Origin of the sequence: Tenacibaculum sp. A30, assembly GCF_051200845.1 — a bacterium.
Classification (GTDB): Bacteria; Bacteroidota; Bacteroidia; order Flavobacteriales; family Flavobacteriaceae; genus Polaribacter.
On record NZ_CP195160.1, the window covers coordinates 2,742,799 to 2,755,631 of the forward strand.

9 protein-coding genes are annotated in these 12,833 nt (G+C 34.2%); 5 read left to right on the forward strand and 4 right to left on the reverse strand.

Annotated elements, in window-relative coordinates; translation table 11 throughout:
- Positions 1–18: 18 nt before the first annotated feature.
- Entirely contained in the window at positions 19–1,020 is a 1,002-nt protein-coding gene (gene holA / locus ACR9ES_RS13230) for a DNA polymerase III subunit delta (RefSeq protein ID WP_274634632.1), read from the forward strand.
- A 129-nt stretch (positions 1,021–1,149) separates the two neighbouring features.
- Here the strand turns inward: holA and ACR9ES_RS13235 are convergent, their stop codons facing one another.
- Positions 1,150–1,926 carry a hypothetical protein gene (locus tag ACR9ES_RS13235; protein ID WP_435254522.1) on the reverse strand — a complete coding sequence of 259 codons (777 nt, stop codon included), beginning with the start codon at positions 1,924–1,926 and terminating at the stop codon, positions 1,150–1,152.
- A gap of 193 nt (positions 1,927–2,119) precedes the next feature.
- On the opposite strand from ACR9ES_RS13235, the gene ACR9ES_RS13240 reads away from it, so the two are divergent.
- On the forward strand, positions 2,120–3,751 hold the full coding sequence (locus tag ACR9ES_RS13240) for an ABC-F family ATP-binding cassette domain-containing protein (RefSeq protein WP_435254523.1): 1,632 nt from the start codon (positions 2,120–2,122) through the stop codon (positions 3,749–3,751).
- A 314-nt stretch (positions 3,752–4,065) separates the two neighbouring features.
- Here ACR9ES_RS13240 and ACR9ES_RS13245 read toward each other — a convergent pair whose 3' ends face one another.
- Positions 4,066–4,935, reverse strand: coding sequence for a zinc-dependent peptidase (locus ACR9ES_RS13245; protein ID WP_435254524.1), 870 nt, complete (start codon positions 4,933–4,935; stop codon positions 4,066–4,068).
- Positions 4,936–5,814: 879 nt separating this feature from the next.
- Here ACR9ES_RS13245 and ACR9ES_RS13250 point away from each other — a divergent pair.
- Positions 5,815–6,102, forward strand: a complete 288-nt coding sequence (locus ACR9ES_RS13250; RefSeq protein WP_435254525.1) for a hypothetical protein — start codon at positions 5,815–5,817, stop codon at positions 6,100–6,102.
- Between the two features lie 50 nt (positions 6,103–6,152).
- Here the strand turns inward: ACR9ES_RS13250 and gcvP are convergent, their stop codons facing one another.
- Positions 6,153–9,008 (reverse strand): aminomethyl-transferring glycine dehydrogenase, encoded by a 2,856-nt coding sequence (gcvP, locus tag ACR9ES_RS13255; protein WP_435254526.1) that lies wholly within the window; start codon positions 9,006–9,008, stop codon positions 6,153–6,155.
- 132 nt (positions 9,009–9,140) lie between these two features.
- Between gcvP and ACR9ES_RS13260 the strand changes: the two genes are divergently transcribed.
- Positions 9,141–9,953: a hypothetical protein gene (locus tag ACR9ES_RS13260; RefSeq protein WP_435254527.1), complete on the forward strand. Its 813-nt coding sequence runs from the start codon at positions 9,141–9,143 to the stop codon at positions 9,951–9,953.
- Positions 9,954–10,120: 167 nt separating this feature from the next.
- On the forward strand, positions 10,121–12,013 hold the full coding sequence (gene serA / locus ACR9ES_RS13265; RefSeq protein WP_435255653.1) for a phosphoglycerate dehydrogenase: 1,893 nt from the start codon (positions 10,121–10,123) through the stop codon (positions 12,011–12,013).
- Positions 12,014–12,048: 35 nt separating this feature from the next.
- Here serA and ACR9ES_RS13270 read toward each other — a convergent pair whose 3' ends face one another.
- Positions 12,049–12,825, reverse strand: coding sequence for an IclR family transcriptional regulator (locus ACR9ES_RS13270; protein ID WP_435254528.1), 777 nt, complete (start codon positions 12,823–12,825; stop codon positions 12,049–12,051).
- Between the last annotated feature and the right edge of the window lie 8 nt (positions 12,826–12,833).

Sequence of the window (12,833 nt, forward strand, 5' to 3'; positions counted from 1 at the left end):
GGACTGAGGAGAGGCTTTATGAACGAAATTAAATCTATCATATCCGATATAAAAGGAGGTAACATCAAACCCATTTATTTTTTAATGGGAGAAGAACCATATTACATTGATAAAATTTCAGATTATATTGAAGACAACGTGCTTGATGAGTCTGAAAAAGGATTCAACCAAGTGGTAATGTACGGTCGTGATGTATCGATAGAGGAAATTGTGTCTTCGGCTAAACGTTTTCCAATGATGGCAGAAAAACAGGTGATTATTGTAAAAGAAGCACAAGATTTAAGTCGTTCAATTGAAAAGATTGAAAGCTATGCAGAGAACCCTCAACCGAGTACGGTGTTGGTGTTTAATTACAAATATAAAAAGCTCGATAAACGTAAAAAAGCGTATAAAGCAATAGCGAAAAGTGGACTTATTTACGAGAGTAAAAAACTATACGATAATCAAGTAGCCGATTGGATTCGTCAGGTTTTGGGAGGAAAGAAGTTTAATATCGAGCCAAAAGCTGCTCAAATGTTGGTAGAGTTTTTAGGAACTGATCTTAGTAAGATTAGTAACGAACTTGATAAATTGACTTCAGTATTACCTGCAGAAACTATTATTAGCGATAAGCACATTGAAGAAAATATAGGTATTTCTAAAGATTTTAACAATTTTGAGTTGCGTAAAGCAGTAGGGCAGCGTGATGTGGTAAAAGCGAACAGGATTATCAATTATTTTGCACAAAACCCTAAGAATAATCCGTTAGTAATGACAATTTCCTTGCTAAATAGTTTTTTTACACAGTTATTAATGTACCACGGATTAAAAGACAAATCAAAAGCTTCGGTAGCTAAAAACTTAGGGGTGAATCCATATTTTGTGGATGATTATGTAAACGCAGCACGTAACTACCCAATGAGAAAAGTATCACAAATTATAGCCTTATTGCGTGATGCCGATGTAAAAAGCAAAGGGGTTGGTGCTAACCAAACCCATGCTGATATTTTAAAAGAATTGTTGTTTAAGATTTTGCATTAACGTGTTTGTGTATGAAAAGTTGTGTTTTTGTGAGCGAGGATTTTCCGAAGGAAAATCAGACATAACAAAAGGGTAACGACCATTATTTAAGTACTAATGGAGCAATTTTTTATACACGACTTAAGTTAGCTACTGTTTTTTTAGCATTTTCCTAACTACCAATTCATTCAGCATTTTCCAATCATCTGTTCCTGTTAAAGTAATTAATAACTTCTCGTTTTGAAAATTAGAAACAAACTCAAAAGCTGGATTCATATCTTTTTTATTTGAATAAAAGAATATTATATAATCTACTGTGAAAATTCCAAATTGAAATTCAGCCATTTTGTATGCTGTAAAAATTCCTCTTGAAAATTCATTTCTCATTAATGGTTTAAAAACGCAGTAATGAAAGTTAGTAAAATCATTTGTTTTTGAAATAGAATTAACTAATTCTGAATGACTGTTTTTGAGAGTTTTATCTAATAATAATCTTAATTCGTTTTCTGTTTTATCATCTAATTTAAAAGTCTCAAATTCGGGAAGACTTGATACAGAAGTTCTCCAAACTATAGAAAAAATAAAAAGTTTAAATCCAATCGGATTAATGTTTAAACATTCTAAAATTTTATTCTTCCCATATTCCTTAATTTTAAACTTGTCATTTAAATTATTGTAATTATTTATAGAAGTTATCTTTCTTGAAATTAACGTTTCTAAATACTCTAAACGTTTTTCACAATTTTTACATAATATAAAATTTTCCTTTGGTGTATCTTGAATTTTTCTAATTTTCCCTTTTCGATTAATTTCTACAGAATGTCTTGGTTTAGATGATTCAAATAATCGTTTAGCCAAAAATTTTGGTATAATGTGAGAGTTCGGTTTATCCGCTTCTCTGTTCAAACAAAGTTTACAGTTTGGCATTCGGTTAAAATTACAGCTAACTTGTTATATGTCAAACTTTAGTTCTTTTATCCGGAGAATAACATCGGATATAGTGAAGTTTGAGCAATTTTTTTATTCTCTCAAATATAACAAAATCAATAAGCTATCTAAGTGAAAGTTTTTACAAACTTATTCACAGTTTTTGCTAATTTCGCCGCTTAAAATATTTTGTATGATTACGGTAGATCAATTAACGGTTGAGTTTAGTGGTAACACCCTGTTTAGTGACGTTTCGTTTGTAATAAACGAGAACGATAAAATTGCCTTAATGGGTAAAAATGGGGCAGGAAAATCCACCATGATGAAAATTATAGCAGGAGTTTCTAAACCAACTAAAGGAGGCGTTCGCAGTCCGAAAGATACCGTAATCGCTTACTTACCTCAGCATTTGTTAATGGAAGACAATTGCACGGTAAAAGAAGAAGCGTCCAAAGCATTTGCATCTATTTTTGCTATGAAAGCCGAAATGGACGACCTCAACAAACAATTAGAAACCCGTACCGATTACGAATCGGATGATTATATGAAAATCATCGAGCGCGTATCAGATTTAGGGGAGAAGTACTACGCGTTAGAAGAAATAAACTACGAAGCAGAAGTAGAGAAAGCTTTAAAAGGGCTAGGATTTAAACAAGAAGATTTTGAAAGAGGAACTTCAGAGTTTAGTGGAGGTTGGCGTATGCGTATAGAGCTGGCGAAAATCTTACTGCAAAAACCCGACTTAATTTTGTTAGATGAGCCTACCAACCACGTAGATATCGAATCGGTAATTTGGTTAGAAAACTTCTTATTAAACAAAGCCAAGGCAGTAGTAGTAATATCGCACGATAAAGCGTTTATCGATAATATTACCAACAGAACTATTGAGGTTACGATGGGAACTATTCACGATTACAAAGCCAACTATTCACATTATTTAGAGTTACGTAAAGAGCGTCGTGCACATCAGTTAAAAGCTTATCAAGAACAACAAAAGTTTATTGCCGATACCAAAGCGTTTATCGAGCGCTTTAAAGGAACCTATTCAAAAACGAATCAAGTAGCTTCACGTGAACGAATGTTAGAAAAATTAGTTCCTGTAGAAATAGATGAGGTAGATACTTCAGCATTAAAACTGCGTTTTCCACCATCACCACGTTCAGGAGATTATCCTGTGAAAGTGGAAGGATTGACAAAACAATACGGAGACTTAACAGTATTTAAAGACGCAAGTTTCTCTATAGCTCGTGGAGAAAAAGTATCGTTTGTAGGAAGAAACGGAGAAGGAAAATCGACCATGATTAAAGCCATTATGGGAGAAATTGATTTTGAAGGTGAATGTGGTTTAGGACACAACGCTAAAGTGGGATACTTTGCACAAAATCAAGCGTCGTTGTTAGATCCTGAATTAACAATTTTCCAAACTGTAGATGAGGTTGCCGAAGGAGACATCCGAACGCAAATCAAAAATATATTAGGACGTTTTATGTTCTCGGGAGATGATTTAGAAAAGAAAGTAAAAGTACTTTCTGGAGGAGAGAAAACCCGTTTAGCAATGGTAAAGCTATTGTTAGAACCTGTAAACGTGTTGATTTTAGATGAGCCTACAAATCACTTAGATTTAAAATCAAAAGAAGTAATCAAAGAAGCTTTATTACACTTCGACGGAACGTTGATTTTAGTATCGCACGACCGTGATTTCTTACAAGGATTGTCTCAAAAAGTATTTGAATTTAAAGACCAACGCGTTATCGAACACTTTGAAACGATTGATGCTTTCTTAGAACGTAACAACATCAAAGCATTAAAGGAGATTGACCTGTAAAAAACGTCATTGCGAGTGGAACGAAGCAATCTGTATATCGTGTACCGAGTAAAAGATAGCCAAGTCGTTCATTTTGACTTCGCTCAATGAGCCTCCTTACTATGACGTCTCGATTACTGTCATTTCGAGTGATAACGAGAAATCTTATTCATGTGAGTAACTCCCATTGTTGAGATTTCTCGTCGCTCATAAAATCGCTCTGTCGAAATGACGTCTAAGTTATCGTCATTGCGAGTGTAACGAAGCAATCTGTTAGTCGATGGAGGGATTACTTCAGTCGTACCTCCTTCGTAATGACGAGTAGAGAAGACGGTCTAGTTCACTCCACAACACTTTTTATACTTCACTCCACTATCACAAGGACAAGGATCGTTTCTGGAAATATCAAGGCGTTTTAAATGCAGGTTCATGTCGTCCATATCTTGTTTAAAGATTTGCTCTAGCAACGCATAAAGCTCAGGATGTTTTCTAGCTAATAACTTCGGACGCTCAAAAAAGTATTCACTAGCTACCGAGAAAAATTCCGCTTTGTTAGTTCCGCCATACGGATTGATATCGGAAGCGTCGTTATATATTTCTTCAATCTTTTTGTTGATTAAATCTACCCACGGAATGCTGTATTGTTTTTCTAATAATACATGCGGAACTCCGTCAATATTTCCATCTAGTTTGTCAATTAAATGCACAAACTCATGGATAGCGGTATTCTTTTTATCGGTTTCATTCTCAAAACCTAGACGTAAAGCAGGTTTCGATAAAACCATTTTTCCTTCTAAATACCCGTTACCTACCATTCCTAAAATTCTTCGGTTGTCTCCTTCGGTTTCAAAATGCTCGTTGAACATAGCAGGGTATAAAATAATTTCTTTGATATTAGGATAACGCCATTCAGGAAAATTAAAAATAGGAATTACAGCACTAGAAGCTATCAGAAGTTTGTCCGTAATCGTAACTGTAACATCAACACCAATAACTTCATGATTTAACATGAATTCAAAAACTTTGAATTCAAACAATTCTTTTTCATCAGGAGTGAGTGCGTTGTAAAAAGCGACTTTTTTAGTTAAAATAACTTTCCATTTGTTTGGAAAAGGAGTTGTAGGTTGTTTCCGCTTTGGTGTTGAGGTGCTTTTTTTGAATACAAGAAAAATACCTACGAGTATAATTATAGATAAATAAGTCATTTAAAATAGCATTGAGACTACTAGTAATTTTTTTCAAATATATAAAAATAGGGTAGAGTACAAGCGTCATTGCGAATGGAATGAAGCAATCTGTATATGGTGTACCGAGTAAAAGATAGCCACGTTGTTCATTTCGACTTCGCTCAATGAGCCTCCTCGCTATGACGTTTAGGTATGGTCATTCCAATTAACTTAACGTCATTCCAAACGGATGTGAGGAATCTCATGAAGAGAGTAACTTCTATTCTTAAGATCTCTCACATTCCGCGCTGCTTCAGTTCGAGATGACGGTATGTTTCGTCATTGCGAGTAGAATGAAGCAATCTGTATATCGTGTACCGAGTAAAAGATAGCCACGTCGTTCATTTCGACTTCGCTCAATGAGCCTCCTCGCTATGACGTTTAGGTATGGTCATTCCAATTAACTTAACGTCATTCCGAACGGATGTGAGGAATCTCATGAAGAGAGTAACTTCTATTCTTAAGATCTCTCACATTCCGCGTTGCTTCAGTTCGAGATGACGGTATGTTTCGTCATTGCGAGTAGAACGAAGCAATCTGCTAGTTGATGGAGAGATTACTTCAGTCGTAACCTCCTTCGTAATGACGTTTTATTTATAGTTATTGTGAGGGAAACGAAACAATCTTCTTTAGTAATAATATTTAAGTTTCTGTTTTTGAGTGTTTTGTAGTTTGATATTGGTTTTATTGAGTGTTTGTTAAAAATCAACTCCTTATTTTGTGTAAATGTTAAATTTTATATTGTTTTGTTGTATTGTTTGTAAGTGAAGTTCGAAATGTATACATTGGCAATGAGATTTTAGTTCTATAACTTAAATCTTAATTTTATAAAGTAGTAACCTTAAATTCCCCAATAATATGACTACAAAAACAGGTTTTATAACTGTAGCAAAAGAACAGATCAAGTTCTTGAAATTTCCAAAAGAAGAGGTGTTAAACAAAAAGAAAGCAATAGTAAATCGTATTTTAGATTTACAGTGGGCTTTGTCTTTAGGAAATTTAGAAAGAGAAAAGGTAAAAATATTTTTTATGGATGTGGATGGTTTAAAGAGAGTAGAAACAACCGTTTGGGGTATTACTGATGCCTCGGTAATTTTAAAAGAATCTACTATTATTCCATTAGAAAGAATTGTAAGAGTTGCATAAATAAAAAAGACCTCGAAATTTCGAGGTCTTTTTTATAGGTGTTATATTTATTAAGCTTCTGCTTCCATATAATCTTCAATAGGATTACAAGAACAAATTAAATTACGGTCACCAAAAGCATCGTCTACACGGCGTACTGAAGGCCAAAACTTATTGTCTGCAATATACTCTAAAGGAAATGCTGCTTGTTTACGAGAGTATGGTAAATCCCACTCATCAGCAGTTAACATTTCTTGCGTATGTGGTGCATTTTTAAGCGGGTTGTTAGGATTTTCTTTACTCGCTTCGGCAATCTCTTTTCTAATAGAGATTAAAGCATCACAAAAACGGTCTAATTCAGCGACACCTTCCGATTCGGTTGGCTCTACCATAATTGTACCCGCTACAGGGAAAGATACCGTAGGCGCGTGGAATCCGTAGTCCATTAAACGTTTCGCAATGTCAGTAACTTCAATTCCGTTTTGTTTAAACTCACGACAGTCTAAAATCATTTCGTGAGCAGCACGGTTCATTTCACCAGTATATAAAGTGCTATAATGTCCGCTTAAACGCTCTTTAATATAGTTTGCGTTTAAAATAGCGTTCTTGGTAGAATTAGTCAATCCATCAGCACCTAACATCGTGATGTATCCGTAAGAAATTAAACATACTAAAGCAGAACCCCAAGGAGCAGCTGAAATAGCAGTAATAGCGTTATCACCACCAGTAGTAACTACAGGGTTAGTAGGTAAAAACGGAACTAATTGTGGCGCCACACAAATTGGCCCAACACCTGGTCCACCACCACCGTGAGGAATCGCAAATGTTTTGTGTAAGTTTAAGTGACAAACATCAGCACCAATAGTTGCAGGATTCGTTAATCCTACCTGTGCGTTCATGTTGGCACCATCCATATATACTTGTCCGCCGTTATCGTGGATAATTTGCGTAATTTCTTTAATCGCTTTTTCGTAAACTCCGTGAGTAGATGGATACGTTACCATTAAAGCCGCTAAATTAGCTGCGTGTTTTTCAGCTTTCGCACGTAAATCTTCTACGTCGATGTTTCCTTTTTCATCCGTTTTGGTAACTACTACCTTCATACCTGCCATTACAGCAGATGCAGGGTTAGTTCCGTGAGCAGATGCAGGAATTAAACAGATGTTTCTGTGAGTATCTCCATTAGCTTCATGATAAGCTCTAATAACCATTAAACCAGCAAATTCTCCTTGTGCACCTGAGTTAGGTTGTAAAGAAGTACCTGCAAATCCAGTAACCACGTTTAATTGGTTTTCAAGATTATTTAGCATAACTTGGTATCCTTCAGCTTGATTTAAAGGTACGAATGGGTGAATATTTCCCCATTGTGGATTGCTTAACGGTAACATTTCAGAAGCAGCGTTTAGTTTCATAGTACATGACCCTAAAGAAATCATTGAGTGATTTAACGCTAAATCTTTACGCTCTAATTTTTTAATATAACGCATCATTTCAGTTTCTGATTGATACGTGTTGAATACTTCATTATCTAAGAAAGAAGTTGCTCTTTTTACATCCGCAGGAATAACATCTGCTGTAGTAAATTCAGTAACTAAAATATCTTTGATATTGAACGCTTGCTCGAAACAATCAACAATAGCATTGATTTCTTTTAAACCAACTGTTTCATTTACAGAAATTGAAATATGGTTTTCGTCAATGTAGTTAAAGTTGATTCCGTTTGCTTCAGCTACAGGACGTAATTTATCTGTTTCAACTTCTACTAAAATAGTATCGAAATACGAAGTGTTTTGTTGTTTGAAACCTAAATCGGTTAAAGCTTTTGCTAACGTTGTAGTACTTGTATGTACACGATCAGCGATGTATTGTAATCCCTCTTTTCCGTGGAAAACTGCATACATACCCGCCATAACAGCTAACAATACTTGTGCAGTACAAATGTTAGAAGTTGCTTTTTCACGTTTAATATGTTGCTCACGTGTTTGTAAAGCCATACGTAAAGCACGACCACCGTCAACATCTTTGGTAACACCAATAATACGACCAGGCATACTACGTTTGTATTCTTCTTTAGTAGCAAAGAATCCTGCGTGAGGACCTCCATATCCTAAAGGAATACCAAAACGTTGCGTAGTACCTACTACTACATCAGCACCAAATTGTGCAGGCGCTTTTAATTTTACTAATGATAAAATATCAGCAGCAACTGCTACTTTAATGTTTTTAGCATTACAGTTTGCAACAAAATCAGTATAGTCATAAACCTGACCGTGTTTTCCTGGATATTGTACAATTGCACCGAAGAATTCTTCAGAGAAATCAAATTTTTGGTGATTACCAACCACTAATTCAATTCCGATAGGAATTGCGCGTGTTTGTAATACTGATAAAGTTTGTGGTAAAATTTCTTCAGAAACGAAGAACTTATTTACATCAGCTTTCTTTTGTGCTCTATCACGAACATCAAATAATAAAGCCATAGCTTCTGCAGCAGCTGTTCCTTCATCTAATAATGAAGCGTTGGCTAACTCCATTCCTGTTAAATCACAAATCATTGTTTGGTAATTTAACAAGGCCTCTAAACGTCCTTGTGCAATTTCTGCTTGATAAGGCGTGTAGGCAGTATACCATCCTGGGTTTTCTAAAATATTACGTTGAATTACACTTGGTATAATTGCTTCGTGATATCCTAAACCGATATAACTCTTAAAAACTTTGTTTTTTGCACCCAACTCGTTAATGTGAGTTAAGTATTCATATTCACTCATTGCAGGAGCTAAATCTAACTCTTTTTGTAAACGAATATCGTCAGGAATAGTCTCGTAAATCAATTGGTCTAAACTCTCTACGCCAATCGTTTTAAGCATCTGGTCTTGGTCTTTAACACGAGGACCAATATGTCTTAATTGAAATGAATTTGTGTTCATTATTGTGTTGTTGTTTTAAGTGGCTCAAAAATAGTGAAATTGGTTGACTTGTGCGTACATATTTTTTTGTTAAAAAATGATATTTTATTAACCAACACTTAGGGTTATAAACATAAAAGCTATTTTTGTTAGGTGAAGTTTTTTAAAACAGTAATCGATTTTTATATCAATGCTAGTATTCATGTAGCACTGGCAGTTTATGCGTTACTTCGCATAACGGAGATTTATTTTGAAATTCCGCATAATGAATTGTTAGACTGGTTTGTGTTTTTTGCTACGATTACAGGATATAATTTTGTGAAATATGCAGGAATAGCAAAGCTGCATCACAGAAGTTTAACAAAAAACTTACAAGTTACTCAAGTATTTTCATTGATTTGCTTCTTGTTGATGTGTTATTTCGCATGGTTACTTCCTTTAAGAATCTTACTGTTTTTTACACCTTTCGGACTGTTGACTTTTTTATATGCGGTTCCTTTTTTAAGCGGATTTCAGAAAAATTTACGAAGTATTGGATATTTAAAAATTATAGTAGTAGCCATAGTTTGGGCAGGAACCACAGTTTTACTACCAATTTATGCCAATGAGTCTTTTTTTACATCAGAAATGTATTTAATGCTAATTCAGCGTTTTTTATTGGTGATGATACTAATCCTTCCTTTTGATATTCGTGATGTGCAATATGATGCTATTTCTTTACAAACTATACCCAAAAAAATAGGGGTAGAAAACACTAAAAAATTTGGGTATGTTTTGTTGCTTTTATGTTTGGTCTTGGAATTTATGATAAGTCCAAATTCATATTTTAGAATGGCTTTTTTAGGAATGTTTTTTTTACTTCTTTTTCTATTGATGAGAGCACAAGTAAACCAATCTAAATATTATAGCTCATTTTGGGTAGAAGCAGTTCCTGTTTTATGGTTATTCTTGCTGTTTTTACTTTAAAAGTGAAGTTTTTTAGTGTTTAATATTGTTAAAATGTAATTGAAGAAACGTTAAAAACAATATCGGTTTAAAATTTGAAACTTAACTAGCTTGTTATGGAAGTTTTTACGAAAAGCTTTGTACATTCGTTGGCTAACAACACAACAACAAAAACACAACAAAGTAACATGAATTTAGCAAAACGAAATTTCGTTTTCGATTTCGATAGCACGTTAACACGTGTAGAAGCATTAGATGTTTTGGCAGAAATCACGCTGGCTGGAAATCCGAAAAAAGAGGAGATTGTTCAAGAGATAATCCACATAACCAATCAAGGAATTGATGGTGATATTTCTTTTACTGAGTCCTTAGAAAAGCGGATTCAATTATTAAAAGCAACAAAGACAGACTTACCTTTGTTAATTGAGGAGTTAAAGCAAAAAGTGTCTCCTTCTATTGAAAGAAATAAAGATTTTTTTGAAAATTTTTCGGATGCTATTTATGTGATTTCCGCAGGATTTAAAGAGTTTATCGATCCTATTGTAGCGGCATACAATATTCCTTCTGAAAGAGTATTTGCAAACACATTTGAGTTTGATAAAGCAGGAGTTATTGTAGGATTTGATACCCAAAATCCATTATCTAAGCACAACGGAAAGATAGATTGTTTAAAATCCTTAAATTTAGAAGGTGAAGTACAAGTAATTGGAGATGGCTATAGTGATGCTGTAACTAAAGAAGCTGGTGTTGCTGATACTTTTTTTGCTTATACAGAAAATGTGTCGAGAGATAAGACAATCGCAAATGCCGACCATATTACCCCAAATTTAGATGAATTTTTATACGTTAACAAATTGCCTAGAAACCTATCATACCCAAAGAACAGAATTAAAATATTATTATTAGAAAACGTGCACCCTGATGCTTTTACAAAGTTGACAGGTGATGGATTTTCTGTAGAAACTATTTCAAGAAGTTTATCGGAAGATGAATTGATTGAAAAATTAAAAGATGTTCATGTGTTAGGAATCCGTTCTAAAACACAAGTAACTCGTAAAGTAATTGAAGCTGCTGAAAAGTTAATGGTGGTTTCTGCTTTTTGTATTGGAACGAAGCAAATCGATTTAGAAGCATGTAAAGAAAATGGAGTAGTAGTTTTTAATGCACCTTATAGCAATACGCGTTCAGTAGTTGAATTAGCGATTGGAGAAATTATTATGCTAATGCGTAGTGTTTTCCAAAGAAGTACTGAAATTCACAACGGTCAATGGAATAAAACAGCACAAGGTTCAAGGGAGGTGCGTGGTAAAAAGTTAGGAATTGTTGGATACGGAAACATAGGAAAACAATTATCTGTATTGGCAGAAGCTTTAGGAATGGACGTGTACTATTATGATGTTGAAGATAAATTAGCTTTAGGGAACGCAACAAGATTAGATACATTAAAAGAGTTGTTGAATATTTCTGATGTGGTAACCTTGCATGTAGATGATAATTCAGCAAACAAAAACTATATAGGAAAGGAAGAGTTAGCTGAAATGAAAGATGGAGCGCATTTGGTAAACCTTTCTCGCGGATTTGTAGTAGATATTGAAGCATTGGTGGATGCGTTGAAATCAGGTAAACTTGCAGGTGCTGCTGTAGATGTGTATCCTGAAGAGCCAAGAAAAAATGGTGAGTTTTATACTGAGTTAAAAGGATTAGATAATGTGATTTTAACTCCACATGTGGGAGGTAGTACAGAAGAAGCTCAAAGAGATATTGCTGATTTTGTTCCAAATAAAATCATGGCATATATCAACTCTGGAAACACGGTAGATGCGGTTAATTTCCCAAATATTCGTTTACCTAAACATAAAAATGCACACCGCTTTTTACATATTCATGAAAATGTGCCTGGTGTAATGGCAAAAATCAATAAAGTATTAGCGAAATATGAATTGAATATTACAGGTCAATACCTTTCTACCGATGAAAGAGTAGGATATGTAATTACCGATGTGGATAAAGAGTATAACCAAGAAGTAATTGCAAAACTGAAAAAAGTAGATGGTACTATTAAATTTAGAGTACTGTATTAAGAAATATAAAATCCCGCTTAAGCGGGATTTTTCTTTTATAAACTATCAAAGTCACTTAAATTTTGCTCTATAGTATTGGCACCTTTTTGTAAAATTTGAGTATAGCTAGATACATTCTCCATTTTAAATCTACTAGAAGGTCCAGAAGCACTGATTCCTGCAATCACTTTTCCTTTTTTATTATAGATAGGAATAGCAATACAAACTAAGCCCAATTCTGATTCTTCAATATCTAATGCAAATTGTTGCTGTTGAATTTGTACTAATTCCTTTTTGAATTTTGAAACTGAGGTGATGGTGTTTTTGGTAAACGTCTGTAAAGTGTTTGAGTTTAGAAAAACTTCTTGATTTTCTAACGAAGAAAAAGCTAAGAGTAATTTTCCAATCGCGCTTCCGTTAATAGGAGCGTAAGAACCAATAGAGGTGCTTATTTTAAGTCCTTGTAAACTATCAGCTTTATTAATATGAAATACTTGTTGTTCCTTTAAAATACCTAGTAAAACAGTTTCTTGAATTTCTAAAGCTACTTTCTGTATAGGTTCATTAGTTAAATTTCTGAGTGATTTATAGATTGAAACACGATTGCCTAATTCAAACAGCTTACTTCCTAATTGGTATTTATCGTTGTCGTTTTGTTGCACAGCATTCAGCGAAACTAAAGTGCTTAGTAATCGGTATACGGTACTTTTGTTGTAGCCAGTTTTAGTGGCTAATTCTCTAACTCCCCATTCTTTTTTATCATTGGTAAAAGCATCTAAAACAGCAAACGCTTTGATGATAGATTGGTTTAAGTTTTTAGAATCTGTATTCATTTTTCTCA

What these genes read in the sequence shown, in the direction of transcription:
- holA (WP_274634632.1), top strand. Translation starts at nt 19, where the DNA reads ATGAACGAAATTAAATCTATCATATCCGATATAAAAGGAGGTAACATC.
- ACR9ES_RS13235 (WP_435254522.1), bottom strand. Translation starts at nt 1,926, where the DNA reads ATGCCAAACTGTAAACTTTGTTTGAACAGAGAAGCGGATAAACCGAAC.
- ACR9ES_RS13240 (WP_435254523.1), top strand. Translation starts at nt 2,120, where the DNA reads ATGATTACGGTAGATCAATTAACGGTTGAGTTTAGTGGTAACACCCTG.
- ACR9ES_RS13245 (WP_435254524.1), bottom strand. Translation starts at nt 4,935, where the DNA reads ATGACTTATTTATCTATAATTATACTCGTAGGTATTTTTCTTGTATTC.
- ACR9ES_RS13250 (WP_435254525.1), top strand. Translation starts at nt 5,815, where the DNA reads ATGACTACAAAAACAGGTTTTATAACTGTAGCAAAAGAACAGATCAAG.
- gcvP (WP_435254526.1), bottom strand. Translation starts at nt 9,008, where the DNA reads ATGAACACAAATTCATTTCAATTAAGACATATTGGTCCTCGTGTTAAA.
- serA (WP_435255653.1), top strand. Translation starts at nt 10,121, where the DNA reads ATGAATTTAGCAAAACGAAATTTCGTTTTCGATTTCGATAGCACGTTA.
- ACR9ES_RS13270 (WP_435254528.1), bottom strand. Translation starts at nt 12,825, where the DNA reads ATGAATACAGATTCTAAAAACTTAAACCAATCTATCATCAAAGCGTTT.